We start from the raw sequence: 19,489 nt of genomic DNA, 5'->3' as shown, positions 1-19,489 counted from the left end.
CCGCTCCCTGGTAGCCGGTCCATTGGTCTGCGCATGGATACGCACCTGCTTGAACCCGGTCTCTATATAGTCGCGACCCCGATTGGCAATCTCGGTGACGTCAGTCGGCGGGCAATCGACGTACTTTCACGCTGCGCCGTTGTCGCCTGCGAGGATACGCGGGTGACGGGCAAGCTCTTGCATCACCTTGGAATCAAGCGGCCGCTGCGGCGCTATGACGATCACGCGAGCGATGCGGCGCGCGAGGCGCTGCTGGGGGAGATGACGCGCGGGGCCGTGGCGCTGGTCTCTGATGCGGGAACGCCGCTGATTTCGGATCCCGGGTACCGGCTGGTGCGCGAGGCGCGCATCCGCGGGATTGCGGTGACGACGATCCCCGGCGCGAGCGCGCTGGTGGCGGCGCTGACGCTGGCAGGGCTACCGACCGACCGCTTCCTGTTCGCCGGCTTCCTGCCGAGCAAGGACAAGGCGCGCGGCGATGTGCTGGCGGAACTGGCAGCAGTGCCGGCGACGCTCGTGTTCTATGAGACGGGGCCAAGGCTGGTCGCCTCGCTGGAGGCGATGGCGCGGGTGCTGCCGGGGCGGGAGATCGCCGTCGCCCGCGAGCTGACCAAACTACACGAGGAATGCCGGACGGGAACGGCAGACGAGCTGGCAGCGCACTACACCGCGCATCCGCCCAAGGGCGAGATCGTGCTGCTGGCGGGGCCGCCGGGCGCGGCGGAGAAGCCGGGCGAGGCCGATGTGGATGCATTGTTGCTGGCGGCGCTGGCGGACTTGCCGGTTTCCAAGGCAGCGGCGCAGGTGGCCAAGGCGCATGGGCTGGACCGCAAGGCGCTCTATGCACGGGCGTTGGAACTCAAGGGGTGAGCCGCCAGGAGGCCGAGCGGCGGGGGCGGCGCGGGGAGAGCCTTGCAGCGTGGTACTTGTGGCTCTGCGGCTGGCGCATTCTCGCCAAGCGGCAGCGCGTGGGCGCGGGCGAGGTCGACCTTGTGGCGCGCAAGGGACGCACGGTCGCGTTCATCGAGGTGAAATGGCGCAGCAGCCGGGCGGCGCTGGATCAGGCAATCGATGCAAGGCGGCTGCGGCGCGTGGCGCGGGCGGCGGAGGCGCTGGTGCCGCGCTTTGCTGGGCCGGGCGATGATATCAGGATCGACGTGATCCTGCTCGCACCGGGCCAGTGGCCGCGCCGGATCGCCAATGCCTGGCAACCCGGTGCGTGACCTGAAAGCTCAGTGACCGGGATGGCCGGTGCCATGCCCATCCTTGTGTTCGCCGTCGTGGCCGTCCTTGTGCCCATCCTTGTGCTCGCCGTCGTGGCCTTCCTTGTGCTCACCGTCCTTGGGGTGCTCGGTCGGGTGCTTTTCGGGGTTGGCAGCGGCGCTGGCCGTCCAGCCGAGGATGGCGGCGGTGCAGGCGAGAGCGGTGAGTGTCTTGCGCATGTTGTCTGGTCCCTGTTCGTGAAGTGCGTTCATGCCGGGCGCGTCCCGGCATGGCGTGTTTATGGTCGCGCAGCAGACCAAACGGCATTAAGGCGCTGCTGCGGATAAGCCCTCACTCCAAGCCTAACGGATCGCCTGACCCATGACCCTTCGCGTTGCCGTCCAGATGGACCCGCTGCATTCGATCAATATCAACGGGGATTCCTCGTTCGCGCTGATGCTGGCGGCGCAGGCGCGGGGGCATGAGCTCTATCACTACGATGTCGGCGCGCTCTCGCTCGACGAGAACGACCGGCTGACCGCGCGCGCGGTGCCGGTGACGGTGCAGCACGTGGCGGGCGATCACTACAAGGCGGGCGAGGCGCGGCGGCTCGATCTGGGGCGCGATATCGATGTGGTGCTGATGCGGCAGGATCCGCCGTTCCACATGGGCTATATCACCGCGACGCACCTGCTGGAGCGGATCGAGAGCGAGACGCTGGTGGTGAACAACCCGCGCAGCGTGCGCAATGCGCCCGAGAAGGTGATGGTGCTCGACTACCGCCGCTTCATGCCGCCGACGCTGGTGACGCGGTCGGTGGAAGAGGTCCGCGATTTCCAGAAGCGCCACGGCGCCATCGTGATCAAGCCGATCCATGGCAATGGCGGCAAGGCGATCTTCCGCGTTTCCGAAGAGGGCGAGAACCTCGGCGCGCTGATGGAAGTGTTCAACCAGACCTGGCCCGAACCCCACATGGTGCAGGCCTTCCTTCCCGAAGTGACCGAGGGCGACAAGCGCATCGTGCTGGTGGACGGCGAAGTGGCGGGCGCGATCAACCGCAAGCCGGGCGAGGGCGAGTTCCGCTCCAACCTTGCGGTGGGCGGCTATGCCGAAAAGACGGCGCTGACGCCGGAAGAACAGGAAATCTGCGCCGCGCTGGGGCCGGAACTCAAGCGGCTGGGGCTGATCTTCGTCGGCATCGACGTGATCGGCGGCAAGTGGCTGACCGAGATCAACGTGACTTCGCCGACGGGGATCGTGGCGATTGATCGGTTCAATGGGACCGACACGGCGGGGATGATTTGGGATGCGATTGAGGGGCGGGTTTAGGCCTTCACCCCTCCGTCAGCCCTGCGGGCCGCCACCTCCCCATTTGCACTTTGTGAAAATGGGGAGGATCTAAGGCTCAGGCTTCTTCCGAAAGCCACTGCTCCAGATACTTGATCGAGTAGTCGCCATCGAGGACCTTGGGGTCGGTCAGCAGTTTCTGGTGAAGGGGGATCGAGGTCTTGATGCCGCCGATCACCATTTCCTCCAGCGCGCGCTTCAGGCGCATGATGCAGCCTTCGCGGGTGCGGCCATAGACGATGAGCTTGGCGATCATCGAATCGTAATAGGGCGGGATGCGGTAGCCGGCGTAAAGCCCGCTATCGACGCGCACGTGCATGCCGCCTGCGGCGTGATAGCTGGTGACCAGACCCGGCGAGGGGGTGAAGTTGAACGGGTCTTCCGCGTTGATGCGGCACTCGATCGCGTGGCCCTTGAACTCGATCTCTTCCTGGCGGACCGAGAGCGGCTTGCCATCGGCGATGCGGATCTGCTCACGCACGAGGTCGACGCCGGTGATCGCTTCGGTGACGGGATGCTCCACCTGCAGGCGGGTGTTCATCTCGATGAAGTAGAACTCGCCGTTTTCCCAGAGGAACTCGATCGTGCCCGCGCCGCGATAGCCCATGTCGGCCATCGCCTTGGAGACGATGCCGCCCATGCGGTCGCGCTCGGCAGCCGAGATGACGGGGGAGGGGGCTTCTTCCAGCACCTTCTGGTGGCGGCGCTGCAAGGAGCAGTCGCGCTCGCCGAGGTGGATGGCGTTGCCGTTGCCATCGCCGAAGATCTGGAATTCGATGTGGCGCGGGTTGCCGAGGTACTTCTCGATATAGACGGTGGCATCGCCGAACGCGGCCTTGGCCTCGCTGCCGGCCTGCTGGATCAGCGTTTCGAGCTCGTCGGGGCCGTTGCAGACCTTCATGCCGCGCCCGCCGCCGCCCGAGGCGGCCTTGATGATCACCGGATAGCCGGCGGCCTCGGCGATGGCCTTGGCTTCCTTGATATCGGAAACCGCGCCGTCCGAGCCCGGAACCAGCGGCAGACCGAGCTTGCCGGCGGTGCGCTTGGCCTCGATCTTGTCGCCCATCGTGCGGATATGTTCGGGCTTGGGGCCGATCCAGGTGATGCCGTGGGCTTCAACGATATCGGCGAACTGGGCGTTCTCCGAGAGGAAGCCGTAGCCCGGGTGGATCGCATCGGCATGGGTGATCTCTGCCGCAGAAATGATCGCGGCCATGTTGAGATAGCTGTCTTTCGCAGCCGGGGGCCCGATGCAGACGGCGTGATCGGCGAGGCGCACGTGCATGGCATCGGCATCGGCGGTGGAATGCACCGCGACCGTTTCGATCCCCATTTCATGCGCGGCGCGGTGGATGCGCAGCGCAATTTCGCCACGGTTGGCGATCAGCAGGCGGGAAATGGCCATGGGGCGCGCGGCCTCAGGCGATGACGACGAGCGGCTGGTCGAATTCGACCGGCTGCGCGTTTTCGACCAGGATCGCGGTGATCTTGCCGCCAGTGGGCGCGGTGATCGGATTCATCACCTTCATCGCCTCAACGATCAGGAGCGTGTCACCAGCCTTGACCGTGGCACCAACCGTGATGAACGGCGCGGCGCCGGGTTCGGGGGTGAGATAGACGGTGCCGACCATCGGCGAGCGCAGGGCGTTGGCGTGCGTTTCCGCAGCGGGGGCTTCGGCAACCGCAGCCGGGGCCGCCGCGGGGGCCGGTGCAGCGGCGGGCGCGGGCGCATAGTTCATCACCGGAGCGGCGGTGATCGTGCGGGCAACGCGGATCTTGCGCGTGCCGTCCTCGACTTCGATCTCGGTCAGGCCGGTATCGGAAAGCAGTTCGGCCAGTTCGCGCACCAGCGCGCTGTCGATTGCCATTTTGGCGCCCTCGTCGCCGCGGTCATGCCCCATTTTGTTGTCCTTGCGGGTGATCGTGTCGAAAGGCGGTTCCATGCCCGCCGCGCCGCTCCGAGGCAAGAAAAACCGGAATAGGCAGCGTGGAAAAGCCCTGAAGGCCCCTTGGGGCCTGGGCTTCAGAGCCGGCGCGCGCCTTCGAGTGCAAGGAGGTAGCTCAGCGGGCCGAAGCCCGCGATGGTGGCCTTTGCAGCCATGCCGACATAGGACTTGTGGCGGAAGGCCTCACGCGTGTGCGGGTTCGAAAGGTGGACTTCGATCACCGGGGTGCGGATGGCCAGAATCGCATCGTGCAGCGCCACGCTGGTATGGGTGAAGGCGCCGGCGTTGAGCAGCACGGCCTTGGCGCCGACGGCCTGCGCTTCATGAAGCCAATCAACGAGATGGCCTTCATGGTTCGACTGGCGCAGATCGATTTCGAGGCCGAGTTCGCGCGCGCGGTCTTCGAGCATCCCGGCGATATCATCCAGCGTGGCAGAGCCGTAGATCTCCGGCTCGCGCGTGCCGAGCAGGTTGAGATTAGGGCCGTTGAGGACGAAAACGGTCTCAGGCATGGCGGGCTCCCGCGAAGGCAATGGCAAGGCAAGCGGCTCTGATAGAGCGTGAAGCCAGCCGCGCAAGCCTTGCGCGTATCAGCGCCTGGCCCGCTCAGCCCTTCCCGTTATCCGCCATCGGCGGCGGTGCGCCCGGTTCGCCGCCATCGTCGATGGACGCGGCGGGGTCGTCACCGTCCGGATTGTCATCGCTTTGCACGACAGGGTCGGGCTGCGCGATAGCTTGCGGCTGGTTGGTTGCGGCCAGTGATTCGGCAGCCTTGGCCTTCTTTTCCGCCGCATCGGCCTTGGCCTCGACCGCCGTCATGCGCTCCTCGAGCGCGCTCACGCGGTCGACGTCGCAGCCGGACAGCAGCAGCGAAAGCGCGGCCGCCGCGCCAGCAAGGGCGAGGCGGCGCGCGAGTGGCCGATTGGCGGGAAAGAAGCGGTTTGCGTCCATGCTGCCAAGCGTCATAGCAGGCAAAGATTACCCGAAGCTAACCAAGCAGGTGTTTTTTACTGATCCGTCCCGCGTGCCTTGCCCCATTGGCGGGCCGCCGTGTAGCCGAGGTAAGCCGCGCCGAAGAGCGCGTAGAGCGGCTCGGGCAGGCCGGCGAAATAGGCGGTCATCGCCTCGGTCATCGCGCGGGCAGAGGCCGGGCGCACGGCGCCGAGCAGGCCGAGCGGGATGGCCCAGAGGATCATGGCGTACATCACATAGAGGAAGGTCGGGCGGGCGAGCGCCACATAGCGGCGGGAATCGGCAGGGAGGGGCCGGGTGGTCATGGTGGCTGCGTCCTTTCAAGGGGATGGGGACGCCGGGCCAGATAGCGGCAAAAAGGTGTGTAGGAAAATGGTTTGGCGCTGCGGGCAGGCTCTAGCCGTACCCCCACCCGAATTATCGCTACCCCCTGTCCGGTTTATGGCAATGGACGTGCTGCACTGCGGTAGATAGGGCAGTGGCCTTGCTGTCATGCTGATGTAAACAGATGGCATCGCGCAGGTTCAGGGGCAGGCATTTGGTCGAGGCTTTGCGGCGGATTTCTTTCGGGCGGGGCCTGCTGGCGCTGAGCGCGCTGGTCTCGGGCTCGTGCCTCTATGCCGCGGCGGACGAGACTGCCGCGCCTGCGGCATCGCTGGACGAGCGGCGCGCTGCGCTGATCGAGCCGATGCTCGAGGACTACTGCTCGCGCTGCCACAACGATTTCGATCATGTCGCAGGTCTTTCGGTCGCCGACCTCAAGGCGAGCGACATCGCGGCGGGCCGCAACGCCGAGGCTTGGGAGAAGATCCTGCGGCGCGTCGCGGCGGGTGAAATGCCGCCGCACAGCAAGAAGCAGCCCGATCCGGCGCTGCGGGCGGACTTCGTTTCGTGGCTGGATGAAGGCCGCGCGCGATATGTGATGGCAAATCCCGATCCGGGCGCGGCCCCGGTGCGGCGGCTCAACCGGCGTGAGTATGCCAATGCGGTGCGCGATCTGCTGGGCGTGGAGGGCGATTTCGCCGCCGCGCTGCCGCCGGACAATTCGGGCTTCGGCTTCGACAACATCGCCGATGTGCTCAGCGTCTCGCCCACCTTGATGGAGCGCTATGTCGCAGTCGCGGGCAAGGCGGCGAGGGCAGCGACGGGGCTGGTGCCCAAGCGCGATTTCGTGACCACCTGGCAGGTCGCCAAGGATGGCTCGGTGATGAATTCGGGTATCCCCGCCTTCAACGAGCGCGCCGGGGCGGACCTGCCGCTGGGTTCGCGCGGGGGTACGGCGGTGCGTTATACCGCGCGCTGGGATGGGGCCTATGACATCGCGGTCTGGCTCAATTCGAACACCAACAACGAAAGCGACCGGCTGCCGGAAGACCGCTTTGCGCTGCGCGTGCCGATGAAGGCGGGCTTGCACCGGATCGCGGTTTCGTTCCGGCGGCAGACCTGGCCGAACGAGGCGGTGCAGGTGCTGCGCAACTCGACCGACTATGTGCCGCTGCCGGTGGACAAGCCGGTCGATCTGCCGCTCGATGTGTGGGTGGACGGCCAGCGCGCCGGGACGATGACGGTGCCTTCGTTCCGCGTGCATCCGCGCTATTCGCAAGCCAATTTTCCGCGCGACGTGCTGCAACTGGATGTGGCAGGGCCGTTCGATGTGGCGGGCAATGCCGATCTCCCGAGCCGCAAGGCGGTTTTTGTCTGCCAGCCAAAGCGGGCGGCGGAAGAGGCACCATGCGCACGGCGTATCCTTGGCGGTTTGGCAAAGCGCGCGTGGCGCGGGCCGGTGAGCGCGGCAGAGTTGGCGCCGCTCCTGAAGGTCTACGAAGGCGAGCGCGCGGCGGGCGGATTTGAAAGCGGCGTGGAAGCGGGCATCGAGGCGCTGCTGGTCTCGCCGCGCTTCCTCTTCGCGGTGGAGGCGCCGCCTCCGGCCGGCAAGGCTGGCAGCGTTATTCCGGTTTCCGACTACGATCTGGCGACGCGGCTTTCGCTGTTCCTGTGGAGCTCGATTCCGGATGAGCGGCTGCTCGCGCTGGCGGGGCAGGGCAAGCTGCACCAGCCCGCCGTGCTCAGCGCCGAGATCGCGCGGATGCTGGCGGACAAGCGCGGCGAGGCACTGACAGAGAATTTCGCCGGGCAGTGGCTCTACTTGCGCAATCTGGATCAGCAGCGGCCCGATATCACCGAATTCCCGCAGTTCGACGTGCCGCTGCGCGCCGCGATGGCGACCGAGACGCGGATGTTCTTCGGCCACGTGCTTTCCGCGAACCGGCCGGTGACGGACTTCATCCGCGCGGACTACACGTTCCTCAACGAGCGGCTGGCGCGGCATTACGGGATCGAGGGCGTGCGGGGGCCGGCCTTCCGCAAGGTCGCGCTGGGGGCGGACATGCCGCGCGGCGGGCTGCTGGGGCAGGCGAGCATCCTGACCGTGACGAGCTATGGCAACCGCACCTCGGTGGTGAAGCGCGGCAAGTGGATACTTGATAACATGCTCGCCTCGCCGCCGCCGCCGCCGCCGGCTGATGTGCCGGCGCTGAAGGCCGAGCACGACGGGAAGAAGCTGACCGCGCGCGAGCAGCTGGAGCTGCACCGCGCCAATCCGGCCTGCGCTTCTTGCCACCAGCGGATGGATCCGCTGGGCTTTGCGCTCGAAAACTTCGATGCTGTCGGCGCGTGGCGCGCGCAGGATGCGGGGCAGGTGATCGATGCGGGCGCGGTGCTGGCAGACGGGACGGCATTCAAGGGTTTCATCGGCTTGCAGCAGATTTTGCTGGATCGGCGCGAGGAATTTGCGCGGGCGTTCACCGAGCGGCTCATGACCTATGCCCTGGGGCGGGGTCTGGGGCCGCAGGACATGCCGGCGGTGCGCGCAATCGCGCGCGACGCGGCCAAGGATGACTGGCGGGTGCAGACGATCATCAGGGGCATCGTGATGAGCCCCGGCTTTACCTTGCGGCGGGTTCCGACGCCGCCGACCAACGTGGCGCTCGCCGCGAGCGGATGGAGACCGCATCGATGATCATCAAACGCGCGAGCCTCAGCCGCCGCACTGTGCTGCGCGGGCTAGGCACCACGCTGGCGCTGCCGTTCCTTGAAGCGATGATCCCGTCTGCCCGCGCGGCGGAGGCGGCAGCTCGGCCCAAGCGGCTTTCGGTGTTCTACACGCCCAACGGCATGACGATGGACGCCTATCGTCCTGTGGCGACGGGGGCGGACTATGCTTTGCCGCCGACGCTCGCGCCGCTGGAGCCCTTTCGCAGCGACATGGTGGTGGTGAGCGGGCTGGGCCATCCGCAGGCGGCGGCATTCGGGGACCGGCCGGCGGGACATGGCCGTTCGTGCCCCGCGTTCCTGACCGGCGCCCATGCGCGGCAGACCGAGGGGCCGGACATTCGCTGCGGCGTCTCGATGGATCAGGTCTTTGCGGCACATCTGGGCGAGACGACGACGATCCCCAGCCTCGAACTCGGGATCGATCAGGCGAGCCTGCTGGGCAGCTGCGACATCAACTATTCCTGCGCCTATACCAATGGCATTTCGTGGCTGACGCCGACGGTGCCGCTGCCAGTCATGGCCAATCCGCGCGATGTGTTCGAGCGCCTGTTCGGCGATGGCGAGGCGCTCGATCCCGCAAGCCGGCTGGCACAGGCGCGTCGGCAGGCCTCGATCCTCGACTATGTGCGCGAGGATGCGGCGCGGCTATCGGGCCGGCTCGGCGCGGAGGACAAGCGCAAGCTCGACGAATATCTCGATGCAACGCGTGCGATTGAAAAGCGCATACAGCGCGCGGCAACGGGGCCGCAGGCCGAGGCGGGGGGCTTTGCGCAGCCCGCAGGCATCCCCGCCGAATTCGCCGAGCATGTGCGGCTGATGATCGATCTGCAGGTCCTCGCCATGCAGGCGGACCTCACGCGCGTCTGCACCTTCATGCTGGGGCGTGAAATCTCGAACCGGACTTATCCCGAAATCGGGGTGCCGGATTCGCACCATATGCTGAGCCACCACGGCAAGAACCCGGACAAGATGGCCAAGCTGGCGGTGATCAACCGCTATCACATGGAATTCTTCGCTTATGCGCTGAAGCGGCTGAAGGAGACGCGCGACGGGGAGGGCGCGCTGCTCGATACCACGCTGGTGATCCGGGGTTCGGCCTTCGGCGATTCCAACGATCATGACTTCATGGACCTGCCGGTGATCGTGGCGGGCGGGTTGGTGCAGGGCGGGCAGCATCTTGCCGTGGGCAAGGGAACGTCGATGTCGAACCTGCTGCTGACCGGGCTCCAGTTGCTCGACGTACCGGCCGCGAAGTTCGGCGACAGCTCCGGGCCGCTGGCAGGACTGGCGCGTGCGTAGGCTGGCGGCGTTCCTGCTGGCGATGACGCCGCTGCCCGCCATCGCGCATGGAGCGGACGATATCGCCCGCGCGATTGCGGATGATGATCCCGCGGCGCTGGCGGCGGCGCTGGCGCATGGGGCGGATGCCAATGCCGCGCTTGAATATGGCGAGACGCCGCTGGCGCGCGCGGTCGAGACGCAGGATCCGGCGCTGGTTGATGCGCTGCTCAAGGCCGGGGCAAAGACCGACCGCGCCGATGCGCTGGGCGTGACGCCGCTGCTGCTCGCCTGTGAGCGCGGCAATGGCGCGATTGTGGCGGCGCTGGTGGCGGCGGGCGCGCCGGTCGATCAATCCAATGCGGACGCGGTGACGCCGCTGGCGATGTGCGCGCGGTTTTCCGATACGGAAGGTGTGCGCGCGCTGCTGGCGCGTGGCGCGGCGGCTGAAAGCGCCGATCTGCGCGGGCAGACGCCGCTGATGTGGGCGGCGTCCGCAGGGCGGCTCGATGCGGTTTTGGCGCTGCTTGCGGCGGGCGCGCAAGTGAACCGGGAAACGCCGAACGGCTTCACCCCGCTGTTCTTTGCCTTGGCGAGCGGAAAGGCCAATCTGGTTTCCGCGCTGATCGCGGCTGGGGCGGATGTGATGCATCGCGGGCCGGAGAACACCAGCGCGCTGCAGATGGCGCTCTACCAGAAGAACTGGGCGGCGGCGGAGGAACTGGTGCGGCTGGGCGGCGGCGATGTGTCCGAGCTTGACCGCGAGGGGCGGCGGCCGCTCCATGTGGCGGCGGCAGCAGGGCAGGGATCGCTGGTAGCGGCACTGCTCGAGCGCGGGGCCGAGCCTGATGCGCTGTCCGGCCCGTCGAAGATCACCTGGGTGACCGAGGCCAATTTCGGCATGGCGCCCCCGCCGGTGCAGCCGACAACTGCGCTGATGGCCGCGGCCAAGGCGGGGCAGGCGGATGTGATGTGGCAGCTGGTGCGGGCAGGCGCGAACGAGCATTTCGTCGATGGCGCCGGGGTCAACCTCGTGCTGGCAGCGGCGCAGGGGCGCGATCCGACCGCGCTGACGCTGGCGATCGAGCTGGCAGGGGATGCCAACGTGATGGACAAGGACAAGACAACCGCGCTCCATATGCTGGCAGGCGGACCGTTCTTTCCCACGCTTCCGGCGATGCTGCGCGTGTTGGCAGCGAAAGGCGCGCGGGCGGACCTTCCCAACGCCAAGGGCAAGACCGCGCTGCAAGTGCTCACCGATGGGCTTGCCACGGTGCAGGCCGCGTTTCATGAAGTCTATCCGGACAAGGCGGCTGTCCTGGCCCAGTCGCACTAAGTTGCCCCACTGATTTTCTCTGCAGAAGGACCACTGCCGATGACCCGAGCAAGACCGTTCCTGATCGCCGCCGCACTCGCCGCCTTGGTGGCTGGCGGTGCCGCCTCCATCGCTGCCTCGCCTGCCGAGACGATTGCGGCGCGGCAGGCCAACTTCAAGAAAATGGGCGGTGCGATGAAGGCGCTGAAGGACGAGCTGGGTGGCGCGGCGGACAAGGCCAAGCTGCTCGCCGCCGCGCGCACGCTGGCGGCTACGGCGCGGACGCAATGGGTGCTGTTCACGCCGGGGACCGGGCCGTCGTCCGGCGTGAAGACCGAAGCGCTACCGGCGATCTGGACGCAAAAGAGCGCCTTCGATGCCGCCTCTGCCAAGCTGGTGGCCGAGGCAGACAAGCTGGTCGGGATTGCCGGATCGGGCGACACCGCGGCGGTGCTGGCGCAGTTCAAGGCCGTTGGCGGTACGTGCGCGGCCTGCCACAAGCAGTTCCGCGCCGAGGACTGAGCCTGCCATGAGCACGGATACGCAGTCCGTAAAGGTGTGGGACCCGTTCGTGCGGGTGTTCCACTGGAGCCTGATCGCGCTGTTCGGCTTTGCCTGGTGGAGCGGCGAGAACCACGACATGGAGCGCCACAAGCAGGCGGGCTACGCCATCTTCGCGCTCGTCGTGTTTCGCGTGTTCTGGGGCTTTGCCGGATCGCGCACCGCCCGCTTCGCGCAGTTTCTGAAAGGGCCGGGCGCCATTCTGGCGTATCTCAAGACGCACGACGGCGAGACGCCTTCGGACGGGCACAATCCCTTGGGCGGCTGGAGCGTGGCAGCGCTGCTGGCGGTGATCCTCACGATCACGCTGGCAGGCCTGTTCGCGGTCGATGTCGACGGGATCGAATCCGGGCCGCTGGCCGACTGGGTGAGCTTTGATGCGGGCCGCACGGCCTCCGAATGGCATGAAGGCGTGTTCAAGGCCGCGCTGGCGGTGATTGGCCTGCACATCCTCGCGATCGGCTACTATCAGGTGCTCAATGCGCACAATCTGATCGGGCCGATGATCACCGGCCGGCGGGACCGGGCCAAGGGTGAGTCTGTCGAAGACGTGAAGTGGTCGCCGGTTGCTGCGCTGGCCGGGATTGCGGCGGTCGGCGCGCTGACCTGGCTGGTTATGAACGGGTTCAAGCTGGGCTGAACACACTACCTTCGTCATTCCCGCGAAGGCGGGAATCCAGGGCGGGCGCAGTTCTGGCGGCTCTGGACCCCCGCCTTCGCGGGGGTGACGAACGGTTTAGGACAGCCGCTCCGGCACGGCCTGCGCTTCCTCGGCCAAGGTCTCGGCGGTCATCACCGCTTCCCACGGGAAGACGAACCAGCGCTTGTCCTCGGCGCGGTCGATCACTTCGGCGGTGTAGTCGACGCGGGCCTTGGAGCGGCAATTGTCCTTGAGCACGGCGAAGCGCAAGTTATCGGGGTTGCAGCCGTTTTCCGAAAGCAGGCCCCGGATGTAGGCAATCGTACCGCCGCTGTCGTTGATATCGTCAACGAACAGGAGGCGCGTGCCGGTGGTGGACTTGTCCGCCACCTTGCCGAGCAGTTCGTCGGCAAAGCCCGGGACTTTCGAGGAATGATCGATCGAGAGCATCGGCACTTGCAGTTCGTGGCTGATGTAGACCGCAGGGACGAGGCCGCCCCTGCCGATGCCGATGATGAAATCGGGCTTCCAGCTATCGGCCGCCAGCAGCCGCGACAGGCTGCGAACGCTGCGCAGGAAATCCTCGTATGGGATGTAGTTCAGCACGGGGGCGGCAGCTTCGGTCATGTCCGTTGGGGTCCGTTTGTCGGGCAGCAAAGGAGAGCGGTTACCGATTCCCGCCGCGCGGGGCAATTGCGGCAAGGGCACCTTTTCAACCGGAATTGCGCGCGGTGCCTGCCGGGGGCCAGGCGAGTTCGGCAAACGCGGTCTGGATCTCGCCCAGCACGATATCGGCGGCATAGCTTGGCGGTCGGGCGGCGGCTGTGCACAGCGCGAGCGTCATCGGGCGCAGCACGGGATCGGAAATGCGGGTGAACGAGAGGAGGCCCGCGCGCACCTCCGTCACCACGTCGAGCGAGGTGAGGATGCCGATGCCGATGCCCTGCAGCACGAGGCTGGTGATCATCTGGATGTTGTTGCTCGTCGCCTTCCGGTCGAGCGTGATGCGCGTGGTGCCTTCGAGCACGGCGATCTGCTGGTGGACCGCGAGCGGGCTGGAGGGCACGACGACGGGCGAGCCGACGCAGGACGAAAAGCGCGCCTCGGCCTGCTCGCCGAAGGGGTGGCCGGCGGGGGTAATGAAGCCAAGATGCACGTCGACGAAAGCGCGCACGGTGATGTCGCGGTAGGATTCGGGACCGAAGAAAACGCCGAAATCGACTTCGCCGCTTGCAATCATCCGGCGCACAGTATCGTTCGCGGCGACTTTCACTTCGATGGTGATGCCGGGGTAGCGGGTCTGGAGCGACTGGATCGCAGCCGGAATCACGCCCTTGGCCAGCGCATCGATCACAGCGATCTCGACATGGCCGCGCTTGAGCCCGCGCAAGTCCTCGATCTGGGCGCGCACTTCGGCGAGGCTCTTCTGCCAGCGCCCGCCCGCCGCCATGAGGATCTCGCCCGCCGCAGTGAGGCGCAGGCCGGTGGGCAGGCGCTCGAACAGCGGCATGCCGATTTCGGCCTCGACGTTGAGGATCTGGCGGTCGATCGCCGACGCGGATACGTTGAGTTCGTCCGCAGCCTTGCGGATTGAGCCGAGGCGGCCAACGGCGAGGAAATAGCGCAGGAAGCGCGAGAAAGCCGGCACCGATTTTTTACCCTACCTAATTTTCGCAACACCTTGCGCGATTCATTGCATTTGCGCGAAACAGGTCAAGGTCATAGTCACGCTGCAACGCAACAAACGGGATCGAAAATTGGGTCGCAGGGCAGGGGGCAGTTGGACGATGGCACAGTGCGCGCTGGGCGCGGCGCTACTCGCTGCTGCGTCCATTCCGGCGCTGGCCGAGCCGGTTCTGAACGATCCTGCGCGGGAAGCAGCAGTCGCCAAGCTGATCGAGGACGCGCGCGAAAGCCCGCCGGCACTGCGCGTGCTGCTGCGCGGCATGCCCAAGGGCGGTGATCTGCACAATCACCTTGCCGGCGCGATCTATGCCGAGGATTTCCTGACCTGGGCCGCGGCCAAGGGCTTCTGTGTCGACGAGGCGGGGCTGAGCGTTGACCCGCCGCCGTGCCCGGCGGAGCGCGCGATCGATCGGTTCGCGGCGACCAACGAATTTGGCATGGACCGCCTGATCGACGCGATGTCGACGCGCGGTTTCCAGCGCGGGGTGGGGCAGAACGACGTTTCCGGCCATACCCAGTTCTTCCGCTCGTTCGACCGTTTCGGGAAAATGGGCGGCGAGACAGCGAAGATGCTCACCGCGACGCGGCGCATCGCGGCGGGGGACCATGTTTCCTATCTGGAGCTCGATCACAACACGAACACCCTGGTTTCGGTGGTGCGCGCAGCGGGTGATGCGCCCATCGCCGCAGCGGACCTTGCTGCCGTCTACGCGAGCGAGGCGAAGGAATTTGCGCCGCTGGTGCCCCGGGCGCGGGCTGAACTCGATGCGGACGAAGCGGCTTCGGCCAAGGCCATGGCCTGCGGCACGGCGGCGGCCGAGCCCGCCTGCAAGGTGGCGGTGCATTACCTGTTCCAGGCGCTGCGCGCGCTGCCGCCGCGGCAGGTCTATTGCTCGCTGATCCTCGGTTTCATGATGGCGGATGCGGATCCGCGCTTCGTTGGCGTCAACATCGTGATGCCCGAGGATGCCTGGCTGGCGCGCCGCGATTACGGCCTGCACATGGCGATGATCCGCTTCCTTGCCGCGAAATATCCGCGCGTGAAGCTGACACTGCACGCCGGCGAGGTATCGCTTGGGCAGGTGCCGCCAGCGGACCTCAAGGACCATATTGCGCAGGCCGTGGCGGTTGGCGCGAAGCGGATCGGGCATGGCACCGGGATCGCCTTCGAGGATCAGGCCGAGGATACCATGGCACGCATGGCGCGCGAGGGGATTGCGGTCGAGATCAACCTCACCAGCAACGCGGTGATCCTTGGCGTCAAGGGCGCGGACCACCCCATGCGGCTCTACCGCGCGCACGGTGTGCCGGTGGTACTTTCGACCGATGACGAGGGCGTGCTGCGCACCGACATGACGAATGAATATGTCCGTGCCGTGCGCGAGCAGGGGCTGACCTATCCTGAGCTCAAGCAGATCGCGCGCGCGGGCCTTGCTTATTCCTTCGTGCCCGGCGGGCCGCTGTGGAGCGATCTGGTCGCGCTGGTGCCGGTGGCGGCCTGTGCTGATTTTGCCACACCTTCTTGCAGCAAGTATCTGGCGGGCAACGAGAAGGCGCGGCTGCAGATGGATCTTGAACAGCGTTTTGCAGCATTTGAGGCAGAGCGTCTGGCGCGTGCCGGAAAGGTGTCTTAAGAGCGTAATACGATTTGCCGCATGAGTGGCATCATAAGAAAAACGGGCGCGCCCAGCTTCGGGGATGCCGCGATCAGCGGCATGACGGTGGGACAGACGCCCGATGGTTTGCGGGAGAGGCGCGGTTTCAACCACGCGCATTGCGGCCTTCACGGCGAGTGAAGGCGGTGCGCCTTTTGCGTCCCAGGGGGTTTCTCGATGCTCTACCCGAATAGTTCCGCGCAAGTTTTTGCGCCGCGCAGCCTTGTGAAAGGTCTTGTTGCGCTTCTTGGTTGCACCGCGCTGACCGCGCCCGCCTTCGCGCAGGAAGCCCCCGCCGATGAGCCGCCCGCCAAGGAAGAAATCGTCGTCGTAGGCTCGCTGAACGCGCTGCCGGTGAAGGACGTCGGCTCGATCTTCGGTTTCGACAAGAACCTCGTTGAAACCCCGCGTTCGGCCTCGACCGTCTCCAAGGAGCAGATCGAGCGTTTCGGCATCACCGAGATTTATGACCTCGTGTCGCAATCGCCGGGCGTGTTCACCAACTCGTTCTTCGGCGTCGGCGGCGCTCTCGACATTCGCGGCACCCCCGGCGAAGTCTATTTCCGCGGGATCCGCCGCCTCGACAACCCCGGCAACTACCCGACCCCGATCGGCGCTTCGGACCGCATCGACATCGTGCGCGGCCCCGCCTCGCCGATCTATGGCCCGTCGAAGACCGGCGGCTACATGAACTTCGTGCCGCTGACCGCGCGCGCGGCGGGCGGCAAGTTCCTCGACAATCCCGAGGGCCAGATTTCCTACACGAGCGGCAGCTGGGCGCGCAACGTGCTGAGCGCCCAGGTGCGCGGCCCGGGCAAGATCGGCGGCCAGGAATTCGGCTTCAGCCTCTATGGCCAGATCGAGGATTCGGGCAGCTACTATCGCAACATGTCGACGCGCCAGTCGATCCTGCAGGCCGCTTTCGATACCGATCTTGCGCCCAACCTGCGGCTTGAGTTCGGCGGTATGTACCACAACTACAAGGGCCAGCAGAACGGCGGCTGGAACCGCCTGACGCAGGACCTCGTCGACAACGGCAATTACATCACTGGCGCGGCCAAGCCGCTGGACACCAACGGTGACGGCCAGATTTCGCATGCCGAAGCCAAAGTGGCCAACGGCGGCTTTGGGCTCAATCCGTTTGGCAGCGCGTTCTGCTCCAGCCCGCCGTTTGCCAACCCGTTCGGCGGCCTGAACAACAACTGTCTCGCCACGCTTTATCCCGATTCCGGTCTGACCGGCGTGGGTACGGCCAAGCTGGACCGGCGCAACACGCTGACCGCCGAGGACGACAAGCTCAACAACGTCGCCAAGACCGCGTATCTCGATCTCATCTTCGATGCGGGCAATGACCTCGAGATCAAGAACCAGCTGTTCTATGATGGCTACAAAAACGAGAACGAGAACCAGTACGGCTTCTCGCAGTTCCACAAGTCTTACGTGATCGAAGATCGCATCGTGGTCTCGAAGGTGTTCAAGACCGATATCGGCAAGTTCTCGCTCGAAGTATCGCCGTCCATCCGTTACACCAACTTCCGGCATGGTGACGATTTCAACTATGAGTATTTCAACCGCGTCGACCTGACTGTGGGATATAACGCGCTCTCGGATCGTCTGCTTTCGACCGAGTGTGACTGCAACTACACCAGCTATAACGTCGGTCACTACACCGATCTCGGCTTTGCCGGTCTGGCCAACCTCGATTTCAACTTCGGCCTCGATGTCACGCTCGGTGCCCGCTACGATCACGTCAAGGTCACGACGGCGGATCTGGCTTCGAAGCTGGAGGATCCCACCAGTGCAGGCTCGGCGAAGAACTCGAAGGGTGGCTGGTCGTGGTCGGCCAGCGCCAACTACAAGTTGCCCCTCGGGCTGATCCCCTATGTCACCATTTCGCGCCAATCGACGATCATCGCCGGGCAGGGCGCGGAAATCACGACCGCTGACGCGCTTTCGGGCGCGTTCATCAGCGCCTCGAAGCTCTATGAAGGCGGCATCAAGGGCAGCTTCCTGAACAACCGGCTCTATGCGGCGGTCTCGGTCTACAAGCAGACCCGCACGGATCGCAATTCGCAGGCGATCGTGACCAACCAGGCGGTGCAGACCAAGGGTATCGAGGCGGAACTGCGCTGGTCGGTCGACAAGCACTTCCTGCTTTCGGCCAACTACACCAAGACCAAGGTCGAGAACCTGACCGCGATCGGCGACGGCGTGCTGTTCAGCTTCTTCGGCATCGAGGATCTGAAGGGCCTGAACCCGGCGCTGTACCTCGGCGGCCAGCCGATCGGCCTCGTGCCGATCCCCAACCGCAATGCCTCGCGCCGCGCGGGTATTCCGGAAGACCTGTACTCGGCAACCGCGACCTACTCGTTCGACAATGGTCTGGCCTTCGCGGGCAGCATTTCGCACGTGCCATCGGTGTTCTCGGGCCAGTCGCAGACGGTCCGGCTGCCGGCCTACACGCTGGTTGATGTGAGCGCATCGTACACCACCGGTCCGTGGCTGTTCCGCGCGGTGGTGAAGAACGCGACCAACGCCTCGTACTTCCGCGCCAACTTCACCGAACTGTTCGGCGCAACGATTGCCCTGCCCGAGCGTCCGCGCAACTGGCAGGCTTCGGTCGTCTACAAGTTCTGACGAGGCCATGGGCGAGGGGCGGCAGCGCCGTCCCTCGCAACTTTTCTGACATGATTTCAGGGTGATCAAACCCATGCGCCTGCTTGCGCGTCTTGCGTTCCTTGCCGCCGCCTTGCTGGCACCGGCCGCTGTTTCCGCCGCGCCAGTGGCCGCTGCCGCGACGCTTGCTGCGGTCAAGGCTTGCGCCCCGGCGCGGCCTTGCGCGGCCAAACTGCCGGTGCGGGTGGTGGTCGTCACCATGTTCGAGATCGGCGCGGATAGCGGTGACAAGCCGGGCGAGTTCCAGCTCTGGAAAGAACGCCGCCACCTCATCGAAACGCTGCCGTTCCCGCAAGGGTGGCACGATCTCGCCTATGATCCCGAAACCGGCGTACTGGCCATCGTGACCGGCATGGGTTCGATCAAATCGGCCACGGCGGCGCTGGCGCTGGGGCTGGATGATCGGCTTGACCTGTCCAAAGCCTATTGGCTGGTGGCGGGGATCGCCGGGATCGATCCGGAGGATGCCTCGGTCGGTTCGGCCGCCTGGGCGCGCTATCTGATCGACGGCGATATCGCGCACGAGATCGATGCGCGCGAAATTCCGAAAGGCTGGTCGAGCGGCTACTTTGCGCTCCACAGCAAGGGGCCGATGGACAAGGCCCCGCTTGATCCGGTGAACGGCGAGATGTTCGAGCTCAATCCCGCGCTGCAGGACTGGGCTTATGCGCTGACGAAAGACACGGCGCTGCCCGATGATGCCCGGATTGCCGAGGCCCGCAAGGCGTTCAAGGGCTATCCCAATGCGCAGAAGCCGCCGTTCGTGCTGAAGGGCGACAACCTTGCGGCCATGACCTTCTGGCACGGCGCGAAGATGACGCAGTGGGCCAATGACTGGACCCGGTTCTGGACGCGCGGGAAAGGCGAATTCGTCACCTCCGCGATGGAGGAAACGGGCACGTTCCAGTCTATCGAATATCTCACCAAGGTCGGCCGGGCGGACCGTGACCGTGTGTTGGTGCTGCGCGCGGGCAGCAATTTCACGATGCCGCCGCCGGGCTTGGACGCGGCGACGTATCTCCTCAGCGAGAATCAGGGCTACGCCGGAATGACTGCGGCGCTGGAAAGCCTGTACATCGTGGGGGGCAAGGTGGTCGACGAGATCGTGGGTCACTGGGATCGCTATGGAAAGAGCCCGCCGAAATGAGCGGCTGCT

General features: G+C 65.9%; 19 protein-coding genes. 11 read left to right on the top strand and 8 right to left on the bottom strand.

The genetic code is table 11. The features are described 5' to 3' along the window. Positions 1–33: 33 nt before the first annotated feature. Together rsmI and ACO06X_RS03835 are read left to right on the top strand one after the other, a co-directional pair. Complete coding sequence (gene rsmI, locus ACO06X_RS03840; RefSeq protein ID WP_421838675.1) at positions 34–870, top strand: 16S rRNA (cytidine(1402)-2'-O)-methyltransferase; 837 nt, start codon at positions 34–36, stop codon at positions 868–870. Beyond that, positions 867–1,223, top strand: a complete 357-nt coding sequence (locus ACO06X_RS03835) for a YraN family protein (RefSeq protein ID WP_421838674.1) — start codon at positions 867–869, stop codon at positions 1,221–1,223. The genes rsmI and ACO06X_RS03835 overlap by 4 nt, the downstream gene beginning before the upstream one ends. Positions 1,224–1,232: 9 nt before the next feature. Here ACO06X_RS03835 and ACO06X_RS03830 read toward each other — a convergent pair whose 3' ends face one another. After that, the gene (locus ACO06X_RS03830; protein WP_421838673.1) at positions 1,233–1,442 is read right to left on the bottom strand and encodes a hypothetical protein; all 210 of its coding nucleotides are present in this window, start codon (positions 1,440–1,442) and stop codon (positions 1,233–1,235) included. 142 nt (positions 1,443–1,584) lie between these two features. On the opposite strand from ACO06X_RS03830, the gene gshB reads away from it, so the two are divergent. After that, complete coding sequence (gene gshB, locus ACO06X_RS03825) at positions 1,585–2,532, top strand: glutathione synthase (protein WP_421838672.1); 948 nt, start codon at positions 1,585–1,587, stop codon at positions 2,530–2,532. A gap of 76 nt (positions 2,533–2,608) precedes the next feature. On the opposite strand, the gene accC is transcribed toward gshB, so the two are convergent. From accC to ACO06X_RS03800, 5 genes are all read right to left on the bottom strand, one after another. Next, entirely contained in the window at positions 2,609–3,955 is a 1,347-nt protein-coding gene (accC, locus tag ACO06X_RS03820; RefSeq protein ID WP_421838671.1) for an acetyl-CoA carboxylase biotin carboxylase subunit, read from the bottom strand. Positions 3,956–3,968: 13 nt separating this feature from the next. Beyond that, complete coding sequence (accB, locus tag ACO06X_RS03815) at positions 3,969–4,418, bottom strand: acetyl-CoA carboxylase biotin carboxyl carrier protein (protein WP_421839849.1); 450 nt, start codon at positions 4,416–4,418, stop codon at positions 3,969–3,971. Positions 4,419–4,573: 155 nt separating this feature from the next. Further along, complete coding sequence (gene aroQ, locus ACO06X_RS03810; protein WP_421838670.1) at positions 4,574–5,008, bottom strand: type II 3-dehydroquinate dehydratase; 435 nt, start codon at positions 5,006–5,008, stop codon at positions 4,574–4,576. A gap of 94 nt (positions 5,009–5,102) precedes the next feature. Further along, positions 5,103–5,447 carry a hypothetical protein gene (locus ACO06X_RS03805; RefSeq protein WP_421838669.1) on the bottom strand — a complete coding sequence of 115 codons (345 nt, stop codon included), beginning with the start codon at positions 5,445–5,447 and terminating at the stop codon, positions 5,103–5,105. 56 nt (positions 5,448–5,503) lie between these two features. Further along, positions 5,504–5,773, bottom strand: a complete 270-nt coding sequence (locus ACO06X_RS03800; RefSeq protein ID WP_421838668.1) for a 3TM-type holin — start codon at positions 5,771–5,773, stop codon at positions 5,504–5,506. Between the two features lie 233 nt (positions 5,774–6,006). Here ACO06X_RS03800 and ACO06X_RS03795 point away from each other — a divergent pair, with 233 nt between their 5' ends. The 5 genes from ACO06X_RS03795 to ACO06X_RS03775 are packed head-to-tail and all read left to right on the top strand — an operon-like array spanning position 6,007 to position 12,316. Continuing rightward, positions 6,007–8,487 (top strand): DUF1592 domain-containing protein, encoded by a 2,481-nt coding sequence (locus ACO06X_RS03795; RefSeq protein ID WP_421838667.1) that lies wholly within the window; start codon positions 6,007–6,009, stop codon positions 8,485–8,487. After that, positions 8,484–9,821, top strand: a complete 1,338-nt coding sequence (locus ACO06X_RS03790) for a DUF1552 domain-containing protein (protein WP_421838666.1) — start codon at positions 8,484–8,486, stop codon at positions 9,819–9,821. Before ACO06X_RS03795 ends, ACO06X_RS03790 begins: the two co-directional genes overlap by 4 nt. Then, positions 9,814–11,136, top strand: a complete 1,323-nt coding sequence (locus ACO06X_RS03785) for an ankyrin repeat domain-containing protein (protein WP_421838665.1) — start codon at positions 9,814–9,816, stop codon at positions 11,134–11,136. Before ACO06X_RS03790 ends, ACO06X_RS03785 begins: the two co-directional genes overlap by 8 nt. A gap of 39 nt (positions 11,137–11,175) precedes the next feature. Next, complete coding sequence (locus tag ACO06X_RS03780) at positions 11,176–11,637, top strand: c-type cytochrome (RefSeq protein WP_421838664.1); 462 nt, start codon at positions 11,176–11,178, stop codon at positions 11,635–11,637. 7 nt (positions 11,638–11,644) lie between these two features. Then, entirely contained in the window at positions 11,645–12,316 is a 672-nt protein-coding gene (locus ACO06X_RS03775; RefSeq protein WP_421838663.1) for a cytochrome b/b6 domain-containing protein, read from the top strand. Positions 12,317–12,412: 96 nt separating this feature from the next. Here ACO06X_RS03775 and ACO06X_RS03770 read toward each other — a convergent pair whose 3' ends face one another. After that, positions 12,413–12,943 (bottom strand): phosphoribosyltransferase, encoded by a 531-nt coding sequence (locus ACO06X_RS03770; protein ID WP_421838662.1) that lies wholly within the window; start codon positions 12,941–12,943, stop codon positions 12,413–12,415. An 85-nt stretch (positions 12,944–13,028) separates the two neighbouring features. Further along, positions 13,029–13,964: a LysR family transcriptional regulator gene (locus ACO06X_RS03765; RefSeq protein ID WP_421838661.1), complete on the bottom strand. Its 936-nt coding sequence runs from the start codon at positions 13,962–13,964 to the stop codon at positions 13,029–13,031. 139 nt (positions 13,965–14,103) lie between these two features. Between ACO06X_RS03765 and ACO06X_RS03760 the strand changes: the two genes are divergently transcribed. The 3 genes from ACO06X_RS03760 to ACO06X_RS03750 all read left to right on the top strand — a co-directional run bounded on the left by ACO06X_RS03760 (position 14,104) and on the right by ACO06X_RS03750 (position 19,480). After that, positions 14,104–15,636, top strand: coding sequence for an adenosine deaminase family protein (locus tag ACO06X_RS03760; RefSeq protein ID WP_421838660.1), 1,533 nt, complete (start codon positions 14,104–14,106; stop codon positions 15,634–15,636). A 246-nt stretch (positions 15,637–15,882) separates the two neighbouring features. Further along, positions 15,883–18,294: a TonB-dependent siderophore receptor gene (locus ACO06X_RS03755; protein WP_421838659.1), complete on the top strand. Its 2,412-nt coding sequence runs from the start codon at positions 15,883–15,885 to the stop codon at positions 18,292–18,294. Positions 18,295–18,367: 73 nt separating this feature from the next. Then, the gene (locus tag ACO06X_RS03750) at positions 18,368–19,480 is read left to right on the top strand and encodes a purine nucleoside permease (protein WP_421838658.1); all 1,113 of its coding nucleotides are present in this window, start codon (positions 18,368–18,370) and stop codon (positions 19,478–19,480) included. Positions 19,481–19,489 lie beyond the last annotated feature (9 nt).

The organism is Novosphingobium sp., assembly GCF_965229225.1.
GTDB lineage: Bacteria > Pseudomonadota > Alphaproteobacteria > Sphingomonadales > Sphingomonadaceae > Novosphingobium.
The sequence above is the reverse complement of the archived record's forward strand: the minus strand, read 5'-3'. Positions and strand labels throughout refer to the sequence as shown.